At 60.6% G+C, this 22,325-nt stretch carries 21 protein-coding genes and 1 pseudogene; 9 read left to right on the forward strand and 13 right to left on the reverse strand.

All coding sequences use genetic code 11. From position 1 onward, the window contains the following. Nucleotides 1–66 precede the first annotated feature (66 nt). On the forward strand, nt 67–2,364 hold the full coding sequence (locus AC3WQS_RS25420) for a serine/threonine-protein kinase (protein ID WP_492713200.1): 2,298 nt from the start codon (nt 67–69) through the stop codon (nt 2,362–2,364). A 27-nt stretch (nt 2,365–2,391) separates the two neighbouring features. Here the strand turns inward: AC3WQS_RS25420 and AC3WQS_RS25425 are convergent, their stop codons facing one another. Then, nucleotides 2,392–2,700, reverse strand: a complete 309-nt coding sequence (locus AC3WQS_RS25425) for an amphi-Trp domain-containing protein (RefSeq protein ID WP_024487387.1) — start codon at nt 2,698–2,700, stop codon at nt 2,392–2,394. Nucleotides 2,701–2,773: 73 nt separating this feature from the next. Between AC3WQS_RS25425 and AC3WQS_RS25430 the strand changes: the two genes are divergently transcribed. From AC3WQS_RS25430 to AC3WQS_RS25445, 4 genes are all read left to right on the forward strand, one after another. Further along, nucleotides 2,774–3,106, forward strand: coding sequence for a hypothetical protein (locus AC3WQS_RS25430; protein ID WP_046378070.1), 333 nt, complete (start codon nt 2,774–2,776; stop codon nt 3,104–3,106). A gap of 116 nt (nt 3,107–3,222) precedes the next feature. Further along, on the forward strand, nt 3,223–3,666 hold the full coding sequence (locus AC3WQS_RS25435) for a Fur family transcriptional regulator (protein WP_020906505.1): 444 nt from the start codon (nt 3,223–3,225) through the stop codon (nt 3,664–3,666). A 36-nt stretch (nt 3,667–3,702) separates the two neighbouring features. After that, nucleotides 3,703–5,925, forward strand: a complete 2,223-nt coding sequence (katG, locus tag AC3WQS_RS25440) for a catalase/peroxidase HPI (protein WP_046378071.1) — start codon at nt 3,703–3,705, stop codon at nt 5,923–5,925. A gap of 87 nt (nt 5,926–6,012) precedes the next feature. Continuing rightward, nucleotides 6,013–6,150 carry an NUDIX hydrolase gene (locus tag AC3WQS_RS25445; RefSeq protein ID WP_257209879.1) on the forward strand — a complete coding sequence of 46 codons (138 nt, stop codon included), beginning with the start codon at nt 6,013–6,015 and terminating at the stop codon, nt 6,148–6,150. A gap of 17 nt (nt 6,151–6,167) precedes the next feature. Here the strand turns inward: AC3WQS_RS25445 and AC3WQS_RS25450 are convergent, their stop codons facing one another. Together AC3WQS_RS25450 and ctaD are read right to left on the reverse strand one after the other, a co-directional pair. After that, a complete protein-coding gene (locus AC3WQS_RS25450; RefSeq protein ID WP_046378072.1) occupies nt 6,168–7,019 on the reverse strand; it encodes a universal stress protein in 852 nt (283 codons plus the stop codon). Nucleotides 7,020–7,252: 233 nt separating this feature from the next. After that, the gene (gene ctaD / locus AC3WQS_RS25455; protein WP_020906509.1) at nt 7,253–8,995 is read right to left on the reverse strand and encodes an aa3-type cytochrome oxidase subunit I; all 1,743 of its coding nucleotides are present in this window, start codon (nt 8,993–8,995) and stop codon (nt 7,253–7,255) included. Nucleotides 8,996–9,193: 198 nt separating this feature from the next. Between ctaD and AC3WQS_RS25460 the strand changes: the two genes are divergently transcribed. After that, entirely contained in the window at nt 9,194–9,574 is a 381-nt protein-coding gene (locus tag AC3WQS_RS25460; protein ID WP_020906510.1) for a VOC family protein, read from the forward strand. A 3-nt stretch (nt 9,575–9,577) separates the two neighbouring features. Here the strand turns inward: AC3WQS_RS25460 and AC3WQS_RS25465 are convergent, their stop codons facing one another. The 3 genes from AC3WQS_RS25465 to AC3WQS_RS25475 form a co-directional block, all read right to left on the reverse strand. Further along, nucleotides 9,578–11,278, reverse strand: a complete 1,701-nt coding sequence (locus AC3WQS_RS25465) for a sensor histidine kinase (protein ID WP_046378073.1) — start codon at nt 11,276–11,278, stop codon at nt 9,578–9,580. Next, nucleotides 11,268–11,999 (reverse strand): response regulator transcription factor, encoded by a 732-nt coding sequence (locus tag AC3WQS_RS25470; RefSeq protein WP_060938362.1) that lies wholly within the window; start codon nt 11,997–11,999, stop codon nt 11,268–11,270. The genes AC3WQS_RS25465 and AC3WQS_RS25470 overlap by 11 nt, the downstream gene beginning before the upstream one ends. A gap of 234 nt (nt 12,000–12,233) precedes the next feature. After that, entirely contained in the window at nt 12,234–12,578 is a 345-nt protein-coding gene (locus AC3WQS_RS25475) for a PNPOx family protein (RefSeq protein ID WP_019747516.1), read from the reverse strand. 238 nt (nt 12,579–12,816) lie between these two features. On the opposite strand from AC3WQS_RS25475, the gene AC3WQS_RS25480 reads away from it, so the two are divergent. Further along, entirely contained in the window at nt 12,817–13,038 is a 222-nt protein-coding gene (locus tag AC3WQS_RS25480; RefSeq protein WP_019747515.1) for an RGCVC family protein, read from the forward strand. A 108-nt stretch (nt 13,039–13,146) separates the two neighbouring features. Here the strand turns inward: AC3WQS_RS25480 and AC3WQS_RS25485 are convergent, their stop codons facing one another. Together AC3WQS_RS25485 and AC3WQS_RS25490 are read right to left on the reverse strand one after the other, a co-directional pair. Then, nucleotides 13,147–13,749 (reverse strand): hypothetical protein, encoded by a 603-nt coding sequence (locus AC3WQS_RS25485; protein WP_492713196.1) that lies wholly within the window; start codon nt 13,747–13,749, stop codon nt 13,147–13,149. A gap of 23 nt (nt 13,750–13,772) precedes the next feature. After that, complete coding sequence (locus AC3WQS_RS25490; protein WP_492713195.1) at nt 13,773–14,222, reverse strand: winged helix-turn-helix transcriptional regulator; 450 nt, start codon at nt 14,220–14,222, stop codon at nt 13,773–13,775. A gap of 127 nt (nt 14,223–14,349) precedes the next feature. On the opposite strand from AC3WQS_RS25490, the pseudogene AC3WQS_RS25495 reads away from it, so the two are divergent. After that, nucleotides 14,350–15,333, forward strand: a pseudogene (locus tag AC3WQS_RS25495) (MFS transporter); the annotation flags it as partial. A 180-nt stretch (nt 15,334–15,513) separates the two neighbouring features. On the opposite strand, the gene AC3WQS_RS25500 reads toward AC3WQS_RS25495, so the two are convergent. The 5 genes from AC3WQS_RS25500 to AC3WQS_RS25520 form a co-directional block, all read right to left on the reverse strand. After that, nucleotides 15,514–16,764, reverse strand: coding sequence for an amidohydrolase (locus tag AC3WQS_RS25500; RefSeq protein WP_019747511.1), 1,251 nt, complete (start codon nt 16,762–16,764; stop codon nt 15,514–15,516). 98 nt (nt 16,765–16,862) lie between these two features. After that, nucleotides 16,863–17,285 (reverse strand): hypothetical protein, encoded by a 423-nt coding sequence (locus AC3WQS_RS25505; protein ID WP_029537826.1) that lies wholly within the window; start codon nt 17,283–17,285, stop codon nt 16,863–16,865. A gap of 164 nt (nt 17,286–17,449) precedes the next feature. After that, nucleotides 17,450–18,844 carry an FAD-binding oxidoreductase gene (locus tag AC3WQS_RS25510; protein ID WP_492713194.1) on the reverse strand — a complete coding sequence of 465 codons (1,395 nt, stop codon included), beginning with the start codon at nt 18,842–18,844 and terminating at the stop codon, nt 17,450–17,452. A gap of 122 nt (nt 18,845–18,966) precedes the next feature. Next, nucleotides 18,967–19,515: a hypothetical protein gene (locus AC3WQS_RS25515; RefSeq protein ID WP_019747508.1), complete on the reverse strand. Its 549-nt coding sequence runs from the start codon at nt 19,513–19,515 to the stop codon at nt 18,967–18,969. A 64-nt stretch (nt 19,516–19,579) separates the two neighbouring features. Then, a complete protein-coding gene (locus AC3WQS_RS25520; protein ID WP_264614000.1) occupies nt 19,580–19,927 on the reverse strand; it encodes a hypothetical protein in 348 nt (115 codons plus the stop codon). Nucleotides 19,928–20,114: 187 nt separating this feature from the next. Between AC3WQS_RS25520 and AC3WQS_RS25525 the strand changes: the two genes are divergently transcribed. Next, entirely contained in the window at nt 20,115–21,812 is a 1,698-nt protein-coding gene (locus AC3WQS_RS25525; protein ID WP_492713193.1) for a 3-ketosteroid-delta-1-dehydrogenase, read from the forward strand. Nucleotides 21,813–22,325: the final 513 nt, after the last annotated feature.

Genomic DNA, 22,325 nt, shown 5'->3' on the forward strand with positions numbered 1-22,325 from the left:
TACCGCCGGGGTTACGCTGAAATGAGTCGCCTCGATTCATCGTGCTCGAGGTGCGGAGCAGAACTCATGAATGAACGTGGTGCGCAGGCCAGTGACGCGACAGTCGCGAGCGGGCCCCTGACCGAACGGGGCACCGTCACCGAGTTGCGCCTGTCCGCACTGCCAGTAGTACGTGGCGAATCGAACGATGCCGACGGTCTCGGGCGCCTGGTCGGGGACTGGGAGGCGGGACGAACGCCGTCCGACCTGAGTGAATATCTGCCCGATCCAGCCAAGATTCGTCGGGGCGCGCTGATCGAACTGGTCGGAATCGACATGGAGTACCGCTGGCTGAAGAATGACGGTCCGAAACGACTCACGGAGTATTGCGCCGAGTACCCGGAATTGCTCGAAGAGCCACTACCGGCCGAGCTTCTGTACGAGGAGTTCCGGCTGCGGAAGCAGGGCGGGGAGGACGTCGTAGCGTCCGAGTACCTCAGCGAGTTCCCTTTGCAGGCAGAGGGTTTCGAGCGGTTGTTCGACCGTGATTCGATGGCCGGCCGCGAAGACGTGATGATGTTGGGGCTCTCGGGTTTCGACGAGTTCGAGATCGGGCAGCGCCTCGATGATTTCGAACTGGTGTTGGAACTCGGGCACGGTGCATTCGCCCGAGTGTTCCTGGCACGGCAACTGTCGATGCAGCGGTGGGTTGCGTTGAAAATCTCGCGCAACGTCGGGGTCGAGCCGCAGACTCTCGCCCAACTCGACCATCCCAACATCGTTCGTGTCTTCGATCAACGGCTGCTCGAGGAACGCGCACTGCGAGTTCTGTTCATGGAATACGTGCCAGGCGGGACCTTGCTCGACGTGGTCAAACTTGTCCGCGTGACACCGCAGGCTCAGCGGTCCGGACAACTACTTCTCGACGCCATCGATCAGACCCTGGCGAAGAAGGGGGAGATGAAACCGAGCGAGACGAGTTTACGGAGCGAGATCGCAGCGATGTCGTGGCCGGAGACCGTGGCCTGGATGGGAATGAGACTGGCCGACGCCCTCGAGTACGCGCGTGAGCACGGCGTACTACATCGGGACATCAAGCCGGCGAACGTACTTCTCAGTGTCGAAGGCATTCCCAAACTCGCCGATTTCAACGTCAGTTCGAGCGAGGAGGTTTCGACCGAGGATGCTGCCTGCTTTGTCGGAGGCTCGCTTGCCTACATGTCTCCAGAGCAGTTGGAGGCCTGTGCCGTGGGGTCTCCCGGCACACTCGACACCCGTAGCGACATCTATGCACTCGGCGTGATGCTGTGGGAACTCCTCACCGGGAGTAGGCCTTTCACGGACGACGGCACGGGGGAGAACCCACCGTCGCCCAAGAAGGCGCTCGAGGCACGTCGGCGTGGGGTGGATCCCGCGGCCGAGGCCCGGTTACCGGACGACTGTCCGCCGGCGCTGCGCCGAGTGCTGGTGAAGTCTCTTTCGCCCGAGAGGGACGGAAGGTGGTCTGGCGGACGAAAGCTTGCCCGTCAGTTCGCACTGTGTCTGGACCGGTCTGCCCGGAACCTGGTGGACCCGCCGGAAGGGAGCCCGCGTTCGACGTTGTGGAAGTGGGCACTGCCGATTCTTCTGGCCGCGATCGGAATTCCGAATCTCCTGGCGGCAGGCTACAACTACTACTACAACAAGATGCTGATCATCTCGGGACTCTCGCCCCAGGCTCAGCAGCACCTCGAGCAGGTTCATCTGGTCATCGGGGTGGCCGCGTTCTCGCTCGGTGCCGCGGCGATCCTGTATTGGTGCCGGCTTGCGCTCACTGTGCCTCACGGACTGCGTCACGGTCAGACGTACAGCGCGGAGGTCTTGAACAAAGCCCGTACCGCGACGCTGAACGTCGGACACCGCGCGGTGGTGATCGCATTCGGTCTGTGGGTCCTGGCCGGTATCGCATATCCAGTTGCGTTGCAGATTGCCGCCGGAGGTATTCCGCAACGAGCATACGTGCACCTGATGTCGTCGCTGGCAGTGTGCGGCGCCGTCGCAGTCGCGTATCCGTTCTTCATCCTGACGTACTACTCGGTTCGATGTCTGTATCCGATCTTGTTGTCACACGGCGAGTTACGAAGCGACGACGGACGCGATATTCGCTCGTTGGGTCGGAGCAGCACGCGTTACCTCGCAGTCGCGGCGTCGGTTCCACTGGTGGGAATCGCGGGACTCAGTTTTGTCGGTTCCGGGGCCGGGGAGGAACTCAACGCAACCGTCCGTGCGCTGTGTCTGGGCGGGATCGCGGGCTTCATCGTTGTGTATCAACTGTTTCGACGGATCGAAAGTGATCTCCGAGCACTGCTGCGCGTTGTGTCTCTCGAGGTGTCGGCGTCTTCGTAGTTGCCTGACAACCGCATCCGGGTTGGCCTATTTGGCAGTGCTCTTGCGCGGTCGGCTGCGACGAACTGCTTTGGTGGGCGGCGGGGACTTCTCTTCTGATTCTTCCTGAGGGTCGTCGCGCCAGTGAATCTCGATTTCTATCTCGACCTCGTTGCCGTCGACTTCGATCTCGAGTTCCCACCGAACCTGTTCCGGAACACTGATTTCGATCGAGTCCCCACCCGACCCCAGTTCCACTTCCGATCCACTGGCGAGGGCCTGGCCGAGGGCGATGAGTCGGTCGGCGACTTCCTGCCGTGAGAGTTGTGACTTCCTCTTGATCTCCAATTTGGGCACGATCACTCCTGACCTCGGCGGATTCTCCCCTTCACCGTAGTTGGAACAAACGGAAGATTGTTACCTTTGGACGATGTCGACCTGCTACCACGTCACCTCCGCCTTGAACCGTGCGTCGATCCAGCGGTATGGATTGGACTGGCGTCGAATGGGCTCAGCTCGCGGAATCGCAGGAAGTCTACGAGCAGAGCAGGAGGGATGCTTCCTCGCCAGCGACGAGGGCGAACGGGACTGGTTTGTCAGAATGAACAACACCGGCGGCGCGGTTGACGTATGGGAAGTCGACGGTATCGACGCTGCATCTCTTGTTCAGTCGCCGGAGGGGCACTACTACTTCCCCGGCGTCATCGCGGCCGCTGAACTGCGACTGGCACAACAAGACATACCCCCAGTTCATCTCCCATGATTCCCGGGCCCGTTCGTCCTGTTCGGAGCGCTGACGAACCGGTCGGAAAATCCGCGTAGGCGAGGATTTTCGCGAAAGTCTGGGTTCAGTCCAGAAGATTGCGCAATAGTGGAAAGGTGCCTTCGACGCCGGATTATGCAGCCCAACTGCGTAACGCTGAGCTTCGCGTGACTCGTCCAAGAGTCACGGTGCTCGAGGTTGTGCATGCACGCCCACACGCAGCCACCGAGACTGTCTTCGATGCTGTGCGGGCTGTTCTGCCGGGGGTGTCGCGGCAGGCGGTCTACGACGTGTTGCACGCTCTCACCGACGCCGGGCTGATCAGGCGGATCCAACCGTCCGGATCGGTGGCGCTGTACGAGTCTCGCGTCGGTGACAACCACCATCACGTCGTCTGCCGGTCCTGCGGGGTCGTTGCAGATGTCGACTGTGCAGTCGGAGAGGCACCGTGCTTGACGCCGTCGGCGCACAACGGCTTCGTCCTCGATGAAGCCGAGGTCATCTACTGGGGCCTGTGTGCAGACTGTTCGACAACTCAGAGTTTGCGATCACACCCGTGATCGAAGTCCGTTCTACTCGCTCATGGAGGGATTACCGTGTCCGATAGTTGCCCGGTTGCTCACGATGGAAACACCGCGAGCACCAGCGAAAGTGAAAACCCCGCGATCCCGTCTCCGACACCGACCGGGAATCGTCCGAGAACCAACCGGGACTGGTGGCCGAATCAGCCGGATCTCTCTGTCTTGCATTCACATTCGTCGAAGTCGAATCCCATGGGTGCCGACTTCGACTACGCCCAGGAATTCGCCAAACTCGATGTCGAGGCGCTCAAGCGCGACGTCATCGCGCTGATGACGGCGTCGCAGGACTGGTGGCCGGCCGACTACGGACACTACGGCGGACTCTTCGTGCGTATGAGCTGGCACGCTGCCGGCACCTATCGCATCGCAGACGGCCGCGGCGGTGGCGGTCAAGGCGCTCAGCGTTTCGCCCCGCTCAACAGTTGGCCGGACAACGCCAGCCTCGACAAGGCACGTCGCCTGCTCTGGCCGGTCAAGCAGAAGTATGGAAAACAGGTTTCCTGGGCCGACCTGCTGGTGTTCGCAGGCAACTGCGCTCTGGAGTCGATGGGGTTCAAGACCTTCGGCTTCGGCTTCGGCCGAGAAGACATCTGGGAGCCCGAGGAGATCTACTGGGGTCCTGAGGACACCTGGCTCGGCGACGAGCGCTACAGCGGAGACCGTGAACTGTCCGGACCGCTCGGCGCAGTTCAGATGGGCCTGATCTACGTCAATCCCGAAGGACCCAACGGACAACCGGACCCGGTAGCGGCCGCCCGCGACATCCGAGAAACCTTCGCTCGCATGGCGATGAACGACGTGGAAACGGCCGCGCTGATCGCCGGCGGCCACACCTTCGGCAAGACACACGGTGCCGGTCCGGCCGACCTCGTCGGACCCGAACCGGAAGGCGCACCCGTCGAGCAACAGGGACTGGGCTGGAAGAGCGCCTTCGGTACGGGCGTGGGTAAGGACGCGATCACCAGTGGTCTCGAGGTCGTGTGGACTCCCACTCCGACGAAGTGGGACAACACTTTCCTGGAGATTCTGTACGGATACGACTGGGAGCTGACCAAGAGCCCGGCGGGTGCGTGGCAGTGGATCCCGAAGGATGGCGCGGGGGCCGGCACGATCCCGGATCCGTTCGATTCGTCGGCCGGACGTACTCCGACGATGCTGACCACCGACCTCTCCCTACGCCTGGATCCGACGTACGAGAAAATCACACGGCGTTGGCTCGATCATCCCGAAGAATTCGCTGAAGAGTTCGCCAAGGCTTGGTACAAGCTCCTGCATCGCGACATGGGACCGGTCACGCGCTACCTTGGACCGTGGGTTCCCGAACCGCAGTTGTGGCAGGACCCCGTTCCCTCGGCCGATGATCAACTGATCGGGGACGCGGACATCGCGATCCTCAAGAGTCGACTTCTCGATTCCGGGCTGTCCGTCTCACAGTTGGTATCGACCGCGTGGGCGTCGGCCGCGAGCTTCCGCAGCACTGACATGCGCGGCGGCGCCAACGGTGCGCGAATCCGCTTGGAGCCGCAGAAGAACTGGGAAGTCAACGAGCCCGCAACCCTCTCCGCGGTGCTTCAGACCCTCGAGCGAGTTCAGCAGGAATTCAACCAGGCTGGTGGAGCCAAGGTTTCACTTGCCGACCTGATCGTTCTGGGTGGTACAGCGGCAGTCGAGCAGGCCGCGAAGAACGCCGGACAAGACATCACGGTCTCGTTCACGCCGGGACGTACGGATGCGACTCAGGAGCAGACAGACGTCGACTCGTTCGAGGTACTCGAACCCCGGGCCGACGGATTCCGGAACTACCTCAAGGGAGGGGAGAAGATTCCGGCAGAGATTCTGTTGGTCGACCGCGCGTACATGCTGTCGCTGACCCCGCCCGAGGTGACAGTTCTGGTCGGCGGACTTCGCGCGCTGAACGCGAACTTCGGCAAGACCGGCCACGGGGTGTTCACCGGCCGTCCCGAGACGTTGACCAACGATTTCTTCGTCAACCTTCTCGACATGGGTACCGAGTGGAAGCCGTCGAAGACGGAAGAGAACGTCTACGACGGGGTTGATCGGGCGACTGGAGATCCGAAGTACACGGCAACTGCGGTCGACCTTGTTTTCGGATCGAATTCGCAACTGCGCGCACTCTCCGAGGTGTACGCCAGCGAAGACGCGAAGCAGAAGTTCGCCGAGGACTTCGCTGCCGCCTGGACCAAGGTGATGGACCTCGACAGGTTCGACGTCAACTGATTCAGCAGATTAGCCGACGGCGCCCCGCGAGCTTTGTTCTCGCGGGGCGCCGCCGTTTCCCGCACGTGGTCGGGTGAACCACGCCGGATGGAGCCGTTGAGATCTGCAGATCTGCGGTGGTGGCCGGTTGACGAACTCCCGGAGAAGTTGGTCGACCACGAGCGTTTCGTGATCGAAGCCCACCACGCCGGTCAGCTCGCACCCATCCACAGTTACGGGTTCTGACCGAGCGAGGATCCAATTCAGGCTTCGCTCGCAACGATGACCGGGCAGTGAGCTTTTCGAATCATTGCACTGCTCGTGGTGCCGAGAGCGGTGTCGTCGAACGAACCTCGGCCGCGCCGGCCCACGACGAGAAGCCGTGCCTCGGTGGAGAGTTGTTCCAGAATGGCAACCGAGGGGCCGTCGTACTCGATCTGTCGGATGGTGACGCCGGGGTAGAGCGTGGCCCAACCTGACAGTTGCCACGTCAGCGGCGTCGAATGCTGGGGCGCGTGCCCGGCTGCGAAGTTTCGACTCAGCTCGGCCTCGGGCGGGGCGGCGTGCACGACGACCAGTTCGGTGCTCGCCGCCTCGGCTTCCTTGAATGCAATGGCCAAAGCGCTTTCGCTGTAGGCGCTTCCGTCCAAACCGACGACAACGGGAAGATCAGCCGTAGCCTGGCTTTCACACGAAGTTCCGACTGTTGCGAATGAACATGCCGGGGCGGGTGCAGTGAGATCGTCCTGTGGTGTGACGATCAACGGGTTGACGATCAAGGCAGCCTCGGACGTCAACGCGGTGAGGATTGCGGTGTTCTCCCCGGAGATCAGATCGGTCCGGATCCGAAGATCTGGCGACACCGACTCTGCGATCTGAATGGCTTCCATGAACAGGCCGGTCGGTGATGCCGAGGTATTCGGATCGCCGGTGTTCGGATCTGCGGAGTTCGGAGCTACGAAAACTATTCGCATCCAGAGACTGTGGCGATGCGCGAACTCGGCCGCCCACGTGATCACGTCGGTGCGCAGCGGGGATCCATCGATGCACACGACGACCGCTCCGTCTGCGGACCACTCCGAGGTGAAGACGTCAGTCGAAAGTTGGGAGGTCATTCCGAGCTCCTCGCGTTATGTCTGCCGAAGGTTCTGCTGAATGCGAACTGGCTTGCAGGACAGTGCCGAACAGCAATCCTGCAACTACTATCGAGCAAGCGGCAGTTGTCAGGGGCAACCACACGAGCGTCGTGACTGCGAACATGAGGACGAGCAACGGCATCAGGAGATGGCCGGGTTTCGCTCGGCGTTCAACCTGCTGACTTTCTGCCCAAGCTCGATACTTCGTGCCGTCATTCATGTCGTTTCACCTCTGTGCTTACCGTGGAAACCGGCTTGTGACCAAGCAGTCCGACGTGCGCCTCGTCGCGCATCCTCTCGACCATGTGGGGGTAGTGCAGTTCGAATGCCGGCCGCTCACTGCGGATTCGGGGGAGTTCGGTGAAGTTGTGTCGTGGTGGCGGGCAGGACGTCGCCCATTCGAGTGAGTTTCCGAATCCCCAGGGATCGTCGACCGTCACGATCCTGCCGTACCGATAGCTCTTGAAAACGTTCCAGATGAACGGAATCGTCGAGGCTCCGAGCACAAACGCGCCGACGGTCGAGATCGTGTTGAGAAGAGTGAAATTGTCCGACGGCAGGTAATCCGCGTACCGCCGAGGCATACCCTGAGCGCCGAGCCAATGCTGGACGAGAAATGTCGCGTGAAAGCCGATCAGAGTCAACCAGAAATGGATCTTGGCGAGCTTCTCGTCCAACATTCGGCCGGTCATTTTCGGGAACCAGAAATAGATTCCGGCGTATGTCGCGAACGCGATTGTTCCGAAGAGGACGTAGTGGAAATGCGCGACAACAAAGTACGAGTCGGTGACATGAAAGTCCAGGGGCGGGCTTGCGAGAATTACGCCGGAGAGTCCGCCGAACAGGAATGTGACCAGGAAGCCGACGGAGAACAGCATCGGCGACTCGAAAGTCAACTGCCCCTTCCACATCGTGCCGATCCAGTTGAAGAACTTGACTCCGGTGGGAACTGCGATCAAGAAGGTCATGAACGAGAAGTAGGGGAGGAGAACGGCGCCGGTTGCGTACATGTGGTGCGCCCACACAGCGATCGACAGAGCTGCAATTCCCAGTGTTGCGTAGACCAATCCGGTGTATCCGAAGATCGGCTTGCGGCTGAAGACAGGGAAGATCTCGGAGACTATGCCAAAGAACGGAAGCGCCAGAATGTAGACCTCGGGATGGCCGAAGAACCAGAACAGGTGCTGCCACAACATGACTCCACCTGTCGCGGGGTCGAACAAATGCGCTCCCAGGTGCCGGTCCACCCACAGCCCGATCAAGGCAGCAGCGAGCAGCGGAAAAACGAGGAGGATCAGCATGCTGGCGACCAGCGCATTCCACGTGAAGATCGGCATGCGGAACATCGTCATCCCGGGGGCCCGTAGGCAGACGATCGTCGAAACGATGTTGACTGCGCCGAGGATGGTGCCGACGCCGCCGAGAGTAAGCCCGATGATCCACAGGTCGGCACCCATACCGGGGGAGTGGAGTTCGCTGGTGAGTGGCACGTAAGCGGTCCAGCCGAAATCTGCTGCACCACCGGGTGTTACGAACCCGGCGGAGGCGATCAGGCCGCCGAAGAGATACAACCAGTAGCTGAACGCATTGAGCCGCGGGAAACACACGTCCGGCGAGCCGATCTGCAGCGGCATGAGGTAGTTGGCGAATCCGAAGAAGACCGGGGTCGCGTACAGCAAGAGCATGATCGTGCCGTGCATGGTGAACAACTGGTTGTACTGCTCGTTTGACAGGAATTGCATTCCCGGGACAGTCAATTCCATGCGCATGAGCAGCGCCATCAGTCCGCCGATCAGGAAGAAGGCAAACGATGTCACGATGTACATCAGCCCGATCATCTTGTGATCGGTGGTCCTCAGGATCTCGACCAGTTTCGAACCCTTCGGAGCGGTCCGGGGAGTTGCGCCGACGTGGATATCGACCTCGTCGACCGGCCGGGGCGCGAGATCAACCACGACGGCCGCCTGTGCGCATCGACGTGACGAAATACCGAGAATTCTTGGGACTGTGGAACATAAACGCAATGATCGCGGCGGCCACGACCTCGGACGAGGGGAAAAGGTCCCGAGGATCGGACAGGGCGGCATGGCGTAGATCACGTGGTCCGGTACGGTCGAAAGACAATTGTCCTTGCGGATGGAAAGCGAGTTGTCATGGCATGTCGTATCAGTGAATTGGTGCTCGGTTGCCGGGATCCTGAGGTTCTGGGGCGGTTCTGGTGCGAGGTCCTGGACTTCGTCGTGCTCGATCGAATGCACGACGGTTCTCTGGAGATCGGCCCGCGCGAAGGGTTCGGCGGTCCGCAGCCGACGATCATCCTCAGTCGCAGAGACGAACCGGAGAAGGGTAAGCCCCGCCTGCATATCGACGTCAACGCCACCGACCGCGATCAGGAAGCCGAACTTGAACGCCTATTGGGTCTTGGTGCGCGGCCGGCCGACATCGGCCAGACGGGGCAGGAACAATGGCATGTCCTGGCCGATCCAGAAGGTAACGAGTTCTGCCTGCTCAAGGCCCAACTGGATCCGCTCTGACGCTCAACCGTGCTGGATTGACAACGGACTTCGCCTGGGGCTCAGCGGAACTCGCCACACCAATTCGGTGACGCCGTTCTCGCTGGTGATGTTGCTCGAGCCGCCGCACTGACGAGCGCGGGTCGCCAGGTTGTCGAGACCGTGGATTCTGGTTGCCTGGTCGATTCCCACACCGTCGTCGACGATGCTGATGACAAGATCTTCCGTTGCCCGGATGGTGACGTCGATGGCGTTGGCATGGGCGTGCCGCAGAGCATTGCTCAACCCTTCTCGCACAACGGCTTCGGCGTGCGGGGCGAGTCGAGCCGGGACGGAACTGTCGATGGTCCCCTCGAAAGTGACGCTGGGAGTGATCGACGAGTGACCGGACAGACCGTTGACGGCGTCGAGTAATCGGCGTCGCAGGCTTGTGGGAGTCGACATCTCACTCGTGTGGAGGTCGAAGACTGCGGTGCGGATTTCGCGGACCGTTCGATCGAGTTGATCAACGGAGTTGTCCAACACCGTGCGAATGGTTTCCTCGTCGCCGGGACGTTGCAATGCCCCCTGCAAACTCAATCCGGTGGCGAACAACTGCTGAATGACGTGGTCGTGAAGATCACGCGCGATTCGGTCTCGATCTTCGAGGACGTCGACCAGTCGCTCTTTTCGTTGCTGTTCGGCGAATTCGACAGTGACAGCGGCGATGTCGGCCATTGCCGTCAGCTGCTCGATCTCGTCGACGCCCCACGGACGATCGCTGCGGCGTGACGCGAAGAGGACGCCGCCGCCGAACGAGGTTCCCGACAATGGGAGTGCGACGACGGATTCCTCGCTGGAAACATGCAGTGCCGGAACAGCGCTGGCACTGGGGGCGGAAATCGTTCGCCGGCTGCGGGCAGCTTCGTCGATCACGGTTCCGGAAAGATCGAGAACTGTGCCGTCCGAGACGGTCATCCCGCGAGTCCGGGATTCTGCGACGTGAACACCCGGCCCTTCGCCGAGGTCGTAGCGAACTATGCACACCAGATTGCCGTCGGTGAGACGGCGCGTCGTGCGAACCAGTTCGGCGAGTGTCTCGTCGCGAGATCCTCCACTGAGCAGGCGTGCGTTTACGGCGGCGACGGCCTTGAGCCACGCTTCCCGCGTTTGGGATTCCTCGAACAGACGCGCATTGTCGATGGCGATGCTCGCAGCGTTTGCCAGAATCTGGAGTACGGCCTCGTCACGGTCGTCGAATGCAGTCCGTTCCGAGCTGTCCGCGAGGTAGATGCTGCCGAACACCTCGCCCCTGACGAAGATCGGAACACCGAGAAACGTGTCCATCGGTGGGTGATTGGTTGGAAACCCCGCCGAGGACGGGTGTGAGGCGATTCGGTCGGTTCGAACCGGACAAGGTTCTTGAACGACCAGGCCCAGCAGTCCGTGACCTTCGGGAAGATGCCCGATCTTGGCAACCTGCCCCTGATTCAAACCGGAATGGATGAAGCGCGACAAGCGGCCGTCGGGAGACTTCACGCCGAGCGCACCGTAGTCCGCTTCGAGCACATGTCTTGCGACGTCGACTATCTGTTGCAGCGTTTCGTCGAGTTGGAGGGTGGACCCGACTGTCAATACGGCACTGAGCAGCTTGGGAATTGCAGTCGGGTTGAGGGCAGTCAGCTCTGCGCTTCCGGCGATGTCGCCGAAAAGGCTGAGCATGAGCGCGTCGCGGCTACCTGGCATGGTGTGTGCCTGTAGTGGCGGAGAATGGGGAACCGGACGGCGTCAGTAGGTGTGTGGTCGCCTGTCCCGATGGATCCGGGTAAGCAGTGCCCGCACGAAGCTTGGTCGCCAGAACTGCAGCCTGCGTTCGACGTTCGAGACCCAGTTTTTCGAGGATGCGTGAGACATAGTTCTTGACTGTTTTCTCCGAGAGTTCCGCGTGCGTGCTGATCTCTCGATTGCTCAGCCCCTTGCCGATCAACTCGAAGATCAACAGTTCCTGATCGGTCAACAGTGCTGCCGCAGTGCCCGACTCCTGCTCGGATCGGATGCGCCGGACCAAACCGACCACCGCCTGAGTGTTCAACAGCGATTTGCCGGTGGCGACCGTACGGATCGCGGATACCAGGTCGTGGCCACGGATGTTCTTGAGGACGAATCCGCGTGCGCCGGCGATCAGGGCGTCGAGTAGGGCGTCGTCGTCGGAGTACGACGTGAGCATCAACGTGGCCGCTTCCGGACAGGTCGACGCCAGTTCCCGGCACAGTTCCACACCGTTGCCGTCGGGAAGTCTGACGTCCATGACGACCACGTCGGGTCGGCATTCGGGTATTCCGTCCGAAGCTTCGCGAACACACGACGCCTCGCCCACAACGTTGAGTCCCGATACCTGATTCAACAGGTCTGCCAATCCACGACGGACGATCTCGTGGTCGTCGACCAGATAGATGCCGATCGTCACGGTGGTCACCTCTTCCAGCTCGCGCCTGCCATCGATGTTACCGGACGGTAATGTACTGGCAAGGACGGGTTGTTCGTCAAACGGTCGACAAAAAACCCGCGTCGAACGGTGCGAGACCGAGTGTCGATTGCACAGAGTCAAAGGTCCCGATCGCGACGAGATATGGATCACCGAGGTACGGCTCGGCGATCAGTGCGGAGTGAATGTGATTGCGCCGGTGCCGTTTCGATCGTTTCAGTCCGTAGGCGCGAGTTCGACCGAAACGTAAACACCCTTGCCTTTTCGATGTGCGAGGGCTTCGCCAGGACGATCGATACCGTCCAGTTGGAGAACGATGGGGCCTTGTTCCGGATAGAAATTGCGCCACCAGCTTTTCTTGTCCGGCATGGCAACTCCGATCGTCACATGGTCGCCTTTTCTTTTGTAGGACACGGGCGCGCTGAAGGTACGTCCCGATTTGCGGCCGACGTAGGTGATGACGGTCATTGAACGGCCGAGTAATTTGCCCACGATCGGAGCGCCGATCAGTGGTTGGACCACTACGTTGACGGCGGCGGATACACGTTGGAAAGTGTTCACAAGAAGCCCTTTCGCTTCGGATGCTGCACGGATTCGAACGCTGCACGGAAATGGTGCGTGCTGTAGTTCTATCCTGCTCGACGGTGATTGTCGCGTGGCAGAAATTGGTACAAACCGGTGCGCCGAAGCGAGTAGCGTGGGGGTACGTCGAGGGTCATTCGTATATGCGCGGTCAAGCCATGTCGTCCTCGACGCCAACCCGGTCTGTGGTCGAACGGCCGAGAACTGGAGCGCCTGTATGGCGTCGAACCCGTCCGATGTGTCGAATGCACCAGGGCAAGCCGAGTCGACAGACGCGGATCAGAAAACGCCGTCCATCTGCCCTGCGTGTCAGCACAGTATGGAATCCCACGATCCGCTCGGCGTTCGGTTCTGCGCAGTGACAGCCGACCGCGGTCTCGATCGAAAGTGCATCTGCGCTGCCGATCGTGAGGAGATGCAGCACTATTCGCGATACTGATCCGCCTGGGCATCACGTCAATTCCTCCGTCAAGATTCGACTGCCACCTCGACGACACTGCCCGCGCCACTGAAACGCGCCGCGGGTGAACCGCACTGAGCAATAGATTCATTCTCGTCGCGACCACTTGCCGCGCAGAAGCATCAGTGCGGTAAGGGTGAGGCCCCATCCGATCGTGGACAGTGCGACGCCGACGCCTGCCTGTCCGGTGACATCAGTACTGGCGTCGATACTGAATGCTGTGGTGAATCCCGCAGCCGTGCCGGCAGCTGCAGTCAGGCCGCCTGCCTTCATCCACCGCGACCGATGCGCGGAAACGAAACACGCGAGGATCACCGTTAATCCGCAGGCAAACACCTGCCAGGGAGGAAACTGCGTCGGGGCAGGCAGGCCGGGGCCGCGGAATCCGCCTTTGTAGTCGGCTGACCAGCTGAGCCAGCCCACACAAGACAGAAAGCCCAGCGCAAAGGCCAACAGACCGGTGCGCCACAGTCCGAGTGGGCCGGATCCCGTGCGCCCGGGGTCGAGGGCGGTCGTGGAGTGCTCCACGCCAGTTCGTTCCGAACGCCAGATTGTCCAGATGATGCTCGCGCCGATAGTTGTGGGCACGCCGACGAAGATGAATGCAATCCAGAGAAACTGCGGCCAGGAAAACTCGAGATCGACAGTCATGATCGGAGTATGCGCGAACTTCGAATCCTGTGCGCCCATCTACCGATCTGGCGAGTTGCGGGTCAACCCTCCTCGACCTTCTCCACATGTGTACTTGTCGGGTCCAGGTCGATATTCCGTGCGTTGATCAGTCGAAGCCTGGGCACCGGATCGCCCGTGGTGTCGTCGATCAAGATCGAGTGTGGCTCACCGTCATCGAAGGCGTGGCGCTCTCCCCATTGCCGCAGGCTCGTGATCACGATGAACAGATCCATACCGCGTCCGGTCAGGATGTACTCGTTGCGGGTCCCTTGTTCGTTCGGTCGGACTTCGAAAATTCCTTGCTCGACAAGGGTTTTCAGCCTGTCCGTCAAGATATTCTTTGCGATGCCCAGGTTTCGCTGAAACTGACTGAACCTCGACGACCCGTCGAAGGCGTCTCGCACGATCAACAGCGACCATCTGTCGCCGATGATGTCGGCCGCTCGGGCCGTCGGGCAGTGCGGGTCCGTCCATTGCGTGCGATCAGGCATCGGGTTCCTCATTGGTTGCGTTTTGAAACTGTATTGACATAGTCTTCAAATGGTATCAAAACGCAACCAAATTGAGGTGGAAGTGACTGCACGTCAATCTGTCGAGAACGCACGGGACAAGTTCAAAATGCCTCGTGGACTTCGCCTGTTGCTCGCGGTGCTCTGCGGGGTCTCGGTAGCCAATATCTACTACGCACAGCCGCTCCTCGGGCAAATCGGTTCAGATCTTTCCATTGCTCCGGCCGGCCTCGGCTTCGTCGTGGCACTCGCCCAACTCGGTTACGTGGTGGGGTTGATCGTGTTGGTGCCACTGAGCGATCTCGTGAATCGGAAAAAATTGATCGCAATCCAGATCGTCTCTGCTGCAACAGGAACGATGCTTGTTGCTCTGGCAGCCACGAATCTGCAACTGCTGATCGGGATGGCCGTCGCAGGCACCTTCTCGGTCGTCGTTCAAGTCGTAGTCGCCTACGCTGCGGCAATCAGCGACCCAGATGAGCGCGGCGCAAACATCGGTGTGATCACCAGCGGCGTTGTTGTCGGCATCATCCTCGCTCGAACTGTCGCCGGCGCAGTTGCGGATCTGGCAGGCTGGCGGGCTGTCTACGCGGGATCCACCTTGATTTCGGTCCTGATCGCGGCTGTCGCGTTGACGATGCTGCCGAAAGACCCTCGTTCGCACTCGGATCGGGGTTCGTACGTGGGTGCAATGGGATCGGTCGTGACATTGACTCTTACGAACCGACTATTTCGCACGAGGGCTCTGATCACCCTGTTCCTGTTCGCGTCCTTCGGTGCGCTCTGGAGCGGTATGGCATTACCACTGAGCGAGGAGCCATGGCGATTGTCGACCACACAGATCGGGTTCTTCGGAATCGCCGGATTGGTCGGAGCATTGGGCGCGATCGGTGCCGGACGTTGGGCCGATCAAGGCAAAGCCCAACGCGTCACCGGGGCGTCGTTGGTCGTTCTCTTGCTGTCGTGGGTTTTCAACGCGCAGGCGACGCACTCGCTGGTGTTACTCGTAGTCGGTGTTGTTGCGTTGGACTTCGCCGTGCAGGCTGTTCATGTCTCGAGCCAGAACCTGATCGTCGCGGATGAACCGGAATCGGCCGGGCGGACCATCGGTAGTTACATGGTGTTCTATTCGTTGGGCAGCGCGGCTGGGGCGGTTTCCACCACTATGGTTTTCGACGCGGCAGGGTGGGGCGCTGCAAGTATTCTCGGCGGCGCCTACGCGTTTGCAGCCTTGATCGTGTGGACGGTCGATCGATTGCGGACCCGCAACACACTAGGGAGTTGGGAGCCACGTCCTGGCCGCGACGACCAAGGCGTTCACACCGATGGTCAGGGTCGGCTCGATCACGGGAGCGTAGTGCGGGGAGTGGTTCGACGGCACGGTTCGCAAAGCCGGATCGGTCATGTCACCTGTCGTGAACAGTGAAGGGTCGGTACCGCCCAACAACCAGTACGACAGTGGCGCACCGGCACTGGTCGCGAGAATACCGACGTCTTCACTACCTGCTCCCGCACCGGGATCGAGAATCTTGTTCGTCCCCAACCATTCGGCGAAGGCATCGAGTGTCTTGTCCAGCGCCGCCGGGTCATTGACGACGATCGGAAAGTGCTCCGTCTCGGTGATGGTCGGTGGGGTGGGAGCGCCGGCGGTGGCCGCTTCGCCCTGGACGATGCGGTCGACGCTATCCAGGATGCGCTGACGCACAACTGCGTCGTAGCTGCGGATGTTGAGTTGCAGTTCTGCTTCGCCGGGAATGACGTTGGCGGCATCTCCAGCATGGATGGAGCCGACGGTGAGGACAGCTGTTGCAGTACTCGGGACCTCGCGTGAGATGACAGTTTGCAAACGCAACACGGTTTCGGCCGCCATGACCACGGGATCGACCGAGTTCTCCGGCATAGATCCGTGGGCGCCCTTTCCGACCAGTCTCACACGAAGTGAGTCCGATCCCGCATACGAGGGGCCGGCGTGCCCGGCGATCGTGCCTGCCGGTAGCGGCGATACGTGTTGGCCGAGAACGATGTCGGGCTTCGGGAATCGCTCGAACAGTCCGTCGTCGACCATGGCTTGCGCACCCGCGCCAAGTTCCTCCGCCGGTTGGAAGACGAGGACAAGAGTGCCGGACCAGGTCGTCGTGTCCTGCGAGAGGATCCGGGCTGCACCGAGTAAGCAGGTCGTATGCAGGTCATGGCCGCACGCGTGGCTGACCGAGACGGTCTTCCCCTGGTCGTCGGTCGTTGTCACGGTGCTGGCGTAGTCCAATCCGGTTTCTTCCCGAACCGGGAGGGCGTCCATGTCCGCACGCAGCAGCGCTGTGGGGCCCGCTCCGTTCTTCAGGACTCCGACGACTCCGGTTGTCCCGACGCCGGTAGTCGTGTCGAATCCCAGTGCTGTCAAATGTCCTTCCACCAGACTGGATGTTCGATGCTCGTGAAATCCAAGTTCCGGGTTGCCGTGGAGGTCTTTGTACAGGTCGATCAAATCCAGATCCACTGCGATCGTTTCGTGCACTGACGAGGTCATGAGAGTCCTCTCGGTAGCGTCTTTTCAGGCTAACCGGGATGACGGGTCGGTAAACAGGACCTTAGGCCCCACCGCGTCCGCGATGCGGAGTTCTGGTGCTACGGCACGTAGAACGATGCGACACCTGGGGTGATGATGGATCCGGCCACAGACGTCACGGCGACAGCGACTTGACCGGTCCCGGTCTGCACGATCGCCCCTGCCGGGACTCCGTTCAGACCGTCCGAGAGACGAGCGGAGCCGGAGACCCCGGTCGAAAGGTTCAGCCAGCGCACTTCGGACGAGAGCAGGCATCCCCAGCGGTCTTCCTTGCCCCCAGTGATCGTCACTGTGCCGGGTAGTTCGCCGACTACAGCTACGCAGCGGACCGCCGGCGCGTCGAAGCTGCCGTTCGGGTTGCCGTACGGCGCAGGGTTGATCTGGAATGGAATGGTCACCGCAGCGGATGCGAGCGCTACCGACGTCAGAGCCGACGTGATCACGACGGATGTGCAGACGCTCAGTCGGCGAACGAGATTCATCACGGAGGCCTCCAGCCATATCCAGGCGATTTGCTTATTCCCCGACATAACGTCTTGGTCGTAACTTCCCTTCTTGCACCGCCGCATTGAAGACGACAGCCTCACCATATCCGGTTGCACAGGAGAATTCAGGTACTCGTCGCTATTCGATACCTGTAGCGGCCTCAGATGCCGTCCGTCGAACCGCTCGAGGGGATCAGAACGCGCGGATTCAAGATGTTGTTGGGGTCAACAGCGTTCTTGATGGTCCTGTTCAGTTTGCTGACGACGGGATCGAGCGAGTTCGACAAGCGATCTCGTTTATCTTGTCCTACACCATATTCTGTTGCTGCGAATCCGCCCAGAGTGCTCACGAGTTGATAGATTTCTTGTCGCGCCGCGGAGGCGGATTCAGCGGCGGCCACGTCTCCGATGGGGTAGTTGAGGACTGGGTGCGTGAGCTCGTCGGCTGCGTGGGTGTAGCTGACGATGGTGGTGCTGTAGCGCTTCGCGATGTCGGCTATACCGTCGGTGAGCTCGGGGAGTCTGTCGATGGGTACCGCGACGTCGTCGCCGATGACCACCCCTTTCTGCTCGAAGGCTTCGTAAACGGCATAGCGGGGGCGGATGAACAGTTCGCCTTCGTGAGGGTCGTCGGTAGCGTATGTAGCTGTGGCTCGATGCTTTTCGCAGAGAGTGCTCATCAATTTCATCTCTGTCTCTGCGCCGTTACCGGCGTCGGATCGCCCGATCAGGAGTGCTCCGGCATCGGTGTCCAGTTCCATGTTGAGGAATTCTTCCGCCACCTTGATGGCTGCGTTGTCGAGGATTTCGAGTTCTGAAGGGCGTATAGAACTTGTGATATCTCGGGCAGCGGCAACTGCGTCGGCCATGAGTGGAAAGAAGGCCACCAATGTTTGGGGAGTCGGAGGCTGAGGGATGAGTCGCAGCGACAGTTCGGTTATCACACCGAGCGTTCCTTCACTGCCGACGAATAGCTTGGTCAATGCAAGCCCTGGGGTGTCTTTGATCCGTTTTCCGCCCAGTTCGGCGACGGATCCATCAGGCAGCACAACCGTCATACCCAGGATGTAATCACTGGTGACGCCGTATTTTATGCAGCACGGTCCGCCTGCGTTGGTGGCGGCATTACCGCCGATGGAACAGATTTCATAAGACGACGGGTCTGGTGGATAGTACAAACCTTCGCGTGCGGCAACAGCCTTGACGTCATTGGTGATTGCCCCTGGTTCGACGATCGCGGTTCGTGACGAGACGTCCACTCGAATAGATTTCATTCGCTCGAGGCTGAGGGTGATAGCGCCGTCGACGGCGGTGGATCCGCCGACGACGCTCGTGCCGGCGCCCCGTGGAATGACCGGGACATTGTTACTGTTGGCGAAGCGCAAGGTCTCCTGGACATCTGCCGTCGTCGAAGCACGTACGACGGCGATCGGAGTGCCGGCTGCGGGATCGAAACTCCAGTCCTGCCGATAGGACTGGAGTAGATCTGGATCTGTGATCATCGCACCCGGCGACAATCGTCGGGCGAGCGTGTTCAAAGCGTCGACATTGACCATGATCTGGCTTCAGCCTTCCGATCCGAGATGTGAAACTCATTGTGTCCAAGGCATGTCCGTGGACCTAAGAGTTGAAAGTTAGTATCTCGAGTGCGGTTGAGATCCACCGAATGTGGCGTACGTCATATGTTGCTGAGGTCGGTCAGTACCTGATCGAAGGCACCGGTACGTCCAGGTGTCACTACCTTCTGAAACAGTGTCAGGACACATTCGTCAAGGGTGTCCGTTGCTGTGAGGGTTCTTCTGGTGACGATACTTCTACCGGACCATCGCCCACGTTCCATGTGAGCCAATGCGATTCCGTCACGTCGGGCTGTTGCCTTTCGGCCCGATGAATGAACGAAGAGGTACCTTCTGCCCGCGATATCGACTTCGCACAGCTTGTTCTTGCGGCGCATGGCCTTGGGTCTCTGGTCGATCAGAGTCCCGATCGTTCCGTCGGACAATCGAAGTGATGCAGGTCGGCCCTTGCGGAATGCGAGCCTTGGTCGATCCTGCTCGGCTGTTGACGATTTCCTCTTCCGCCCGCCGGAAACGCTCTCCAATTCGTCGTCGGGTGCGGGAATCAGTTCGCCTTGGACGCTCCCCGACGGATCGAATATCGATACGGCCGAACCACCTTCGGCAAGGTTCACGAACCAGCCGGTCTCTGTAGGGGTGTTCCATTTCATGTAGATGATTATTCTTCATCGGTGCCGAGGAACATCAGCAGATAGTCCGAGACGAGGATCGCGGTCAGGATTCGACAGTCACCTCGACGGACTCGAGCACCAAATCGCGCAGTGCATCGATCACTTCGCCTCGTGACGGAGCTTCTTCGCTGAATTCGTTGACAATCGCTTCGACGGCCAGACGATGAAGAGCCTGGTGCTGGTCGACGACGTGGCGTAGGCGGGGAAGCATGCCGCGTACGGTGTCAGGCTCGAGTGAGTGGGCGATAAATCCGACGGCTCGCCCGTCGAGGTTGCAGGTCAGGCTGTAGTAGTCGTCGTCCAATCGCTCACCGTCGGACAAGATGTAGTGCCCGCGGACAAGGGTGCCGAGCGCTTCGTCAGTGATGCCGAAGCCGGAGTCTGTCGTCACGAGAGCAGCCTAAAGGTTGACGAGGGCAAGGCGTAGTTCTGCTGAGACGGCCACAACGTCCGAACCGTGGCAGGAGCTGTTTTTCGCCAATCCACTCGCAATGTCCCGCTGACTGGGCATCCGGAACCTTCTGCGCCGCGACTGCCTTAGCGTTCTACGTCGATAACCACGTGAAGGGATTTGTTCAATGGCTAAGAATCAGGCACCCCCCGCGACACAAGCCAAGGACATCGTTGTCGATCTATTGGTGATCGGTGCCGGTACCGGCATGGCTGCCGCTCTCACCGCGAACGAACTCGGCTTGTCCACGCTGATCGTGGAGAAGACGCAGTACGTCGGCGGTTCGACGGCGCGGTCCGGTGGGGCGTTCTGGATGCCTGCCAACCCGATCTTGGCGAAAGCCGGTGCGGGCGACACCGTTGAGCGAGCGAAGACATACGTGCGTTCGGTGGTCGGTGATACTGCCCCTGCCCAACGAGGAGAAGCATTCGTCGACAACGGTGCGGCCACTGTCGACATGCTCTACCGCACGACGCCCATGAAGTTCTTCTGGGCCAAGGAATACTCCGATTACCACCCCGAACTGCCGGGCGGTAGCGCCGCCGGACGTACCTGCGAGTGCCTGCCGTTCGACGCGTCGGTACTGGGAGCGGAACGCGGTCGCCTGCGCCCAGGTTTGATGGAAGCCGGACTGCCGATGCCGGTGACGGGTGCGGATTACAAGTGGATGAACCTGATGGTGAAGAAGCCGAGCAAGGCTTTTCCCCGCATCATCCGCCGCCTGGCGCAAGGCGTTTACGGCAAGTACGTCCTCAAGCGTGAATACATCGCGGGCGGTCAGGCGCTCGCCGCCGGACTGTTCGCCGGTGTGGTCCAGGCCGGTATCCCGGTGTGGACGGAAACGTCGTTGGTTCGGCTCATCACCGAAGATGGCCGCGTAACGGGTGCAGTTGTGGTGCAAGACGGACGTGAAGTGACGGTGACCGCTCGGCGCGGTGTCGTCCTGGCAGCCGGCGGGTTCGACCACAACATGGAGTGGCGCCACAAGTACCAGTCGGAGAGCCTCGGTGAGCATGAGAGCCTGGGCGCAGAGGGCAACACCGGCGAAGCGATCGAGGCAGCACAAGAGCTCGGTGCAGGTATCGGATCGATGGATCAGTCCTGGTGGTTCCCCGCGGTGGCAAGCATCAAGGGCCGCCCGCCGATGGTGATGCTCGCAGAGCGTGCGCTGCCCGGCTCTTTCATCGTCGACCAGACCGGTCGTCGATTCGTGAACGAGGCGACGGACTACATGTCGTTCGGCCAGCGCGTGCTCGAACGGGAAAAGGCTGGCGATCCGGCCGAGTCGATGTGGTTTGTTTTCGACCAGGAGTACCGCAACAGCTACGTGTTCGCAGGCGGTATCTTCCCCCGTCAGCCCCTTCCGCAGGCATTCTTCGAGTCCGGCATCGCGCACCAGGCGAGCAGTCCGGCCGAACTCGCCCGCAAGGTCGGTCTCCCCGAGGATGCGTTTGCCGAGTCCTTCCAGAAGTTCAACGAGGCCGCTGCTGCAGGTAGCGATGCGGAGTTCGGTCGCGGCGGCAGCGCATACGATCGGTACTACGGCGACCCGACAGTGTCTCCGAACCCGAATCTGCGCCAGCTCGACAAGAGCGCCCTCTATGCGGTGAAGATGACGCTCAGCGACCTGGGCACCTGCGGCGGTGTGCAGGCGGACGAGAATGCACGCGTGCTTCGTGAGGACGGCAGCGTCATCGACGGCCTGTACGCGATCGGCAATACTGCGGCCAACGCATTCGGTCACACCTACCCAGGCGCCGGCGCGACGATCGGCCAGGGGCTGGTTTACGGATACATCGCGGCCCATCACGCAGCAGAGAAGTAGCTCAAACCGTAGATGCACTAGCTAGTAGATCGACCTGACGGGAGATCAGCGCGCGTTTCCGATGCCGGAACGTGCACTGGTCTCCCGTTCGGCGTGTAGCAGCAATGCCAGCTGTATGTCCCATCTCGGTAACGCTGACGTGCCGGGTGACCGAGGCGCGGTATCGTCTCCAGAAGTGATGTGAGGCACTGATTTTTTCACCAGATGCCGTGGAATGAAGTGGCGCCTGATATCGACCGGTCGGGTCGAAAGCGCAAAAACAGGTACGTACCCAGGTAATTCAACCGTGGCGTGGAGCGTCGTGAAGCGACAGCGTATGAGGTGATTCCTCATCCGCAACGCAAGGATCTCCATGTTCCACCCCATTTCCGACCATCCGGGTAGACACCCACCCTGTCGATCTTCGAACGAAATGCCCTCAGTTCGGTCCGGCATTCGTAGTCCTCGATCAACGATCGATTCAGGCACTGCCTCGATGTAAAACCCGTATCTCCTGTGCTGTCACCAGGAGAT

The sequence above is a fragment of the Rhodococcus sp. FW305-130 genome (genome assembly GCF_058788335.1).

Bases quoted from the DNA above. Each gene is read 5' to 3' on its own strand.
- AC3WQS_RS25485 (WP_492713196.1), bottom strand. From the start codon at position 13,749: ATGGGCGCACAGGATTCGAAGTTCGCGCATACTCCGATCATGACTGTC.
- AC3WQS_RS25420 (WP_492713200.1), top strand. From the start codon at position 67: ATGAATGAACGTGGTGCGCAGGCCAGTGACGCGACAGTCGCGAGCGGG.
- AC3WQS_RS25505 (WP_029537826.1), bottom strand. From the start codon at position 17,285: ATGAATCTCGTTCGCCGACTGAGCGTCTGCACATCCGTCGTGATCACG.
- AC3WQS_RS25450 (WP_046378072.1), bottom strand. From the start codon at position 7,019: ATGACCTCCCAACTTTCGACTGACGTCTTCACCTCGGAGTGGTCCGCA.
- AC3WQS_RS25515 (WP_019747508.1), bottom strand. From the start codon at position 19,515: ATGAAATGGAACACCCCTACAGAGACCGGCTGGTTCGTGAACCTTGCC.
- AC3WQS_RS25445 (WP_257209879.1), top strand. From the start codon at position 6,013: ATGGAGCCGTTGAGATCTGCAGATCTGCGGTGGTGGCCGGTTGACGAA.
- AC3WQS_RS25430 (WP_046378070.1), top strand. From the start codon at position 2,774: ATGTCGACCTGCTACCACGTCACCTCCGCCTTGAACCGTGCGTCGATC.
- AC3WQS_RS25500 (WP_019747511.1), bottom strand. From the start codon at position 16,764: ATGACCTCGTCAGTGCACGAAACGATCGCAGTGGATCTGGATTTGATC.
- AC3WQS_RS25460 (WP_020906510.1), top strand. From the start codon at position 9,194: ATGGCATGTCGTATCAGTGAATTGGTGCTCGGTTGCCGGGATCCTGAG.
- AC3WQS_RS25510 (WP_492713194.1), bottom strand. From the start codon at position 18,844: ATGGTCAATGTCGACGCTTTGAACACGCTCGCCCGACGATTGTCGCCG.
- AC3WQS_RS25525 (WP_492713193.1), top strand. From the start codon at position 20,115: ATGGCTAAGAATCAGGCACCCCCCGCGACACAAGCCAAGGACATCGTT.
- AC3WQS_RS25465 (WP_046378073.1), bottom strand. From the start codon at position 11,278: ATGCCAGGTAGCCGCGACGCGCTCATGCTCAGCCTTTTCGGCGACATC.
- AC3WQS_RS25490 (WP_492713195.1), bottom strand. From the start codon at position 14,222: ATGCCTGATCGCACGCAATGGACGGACCCGCACTGCCCGACGGCCCGA.
- AC3WQS_RS25480 (WP_019747515.1), top strand. From the start codon at position 12,817: ATGGCGTCGAACCCGTCCGATGTGTCGAATGCACCAGGGCAAGCCGAG.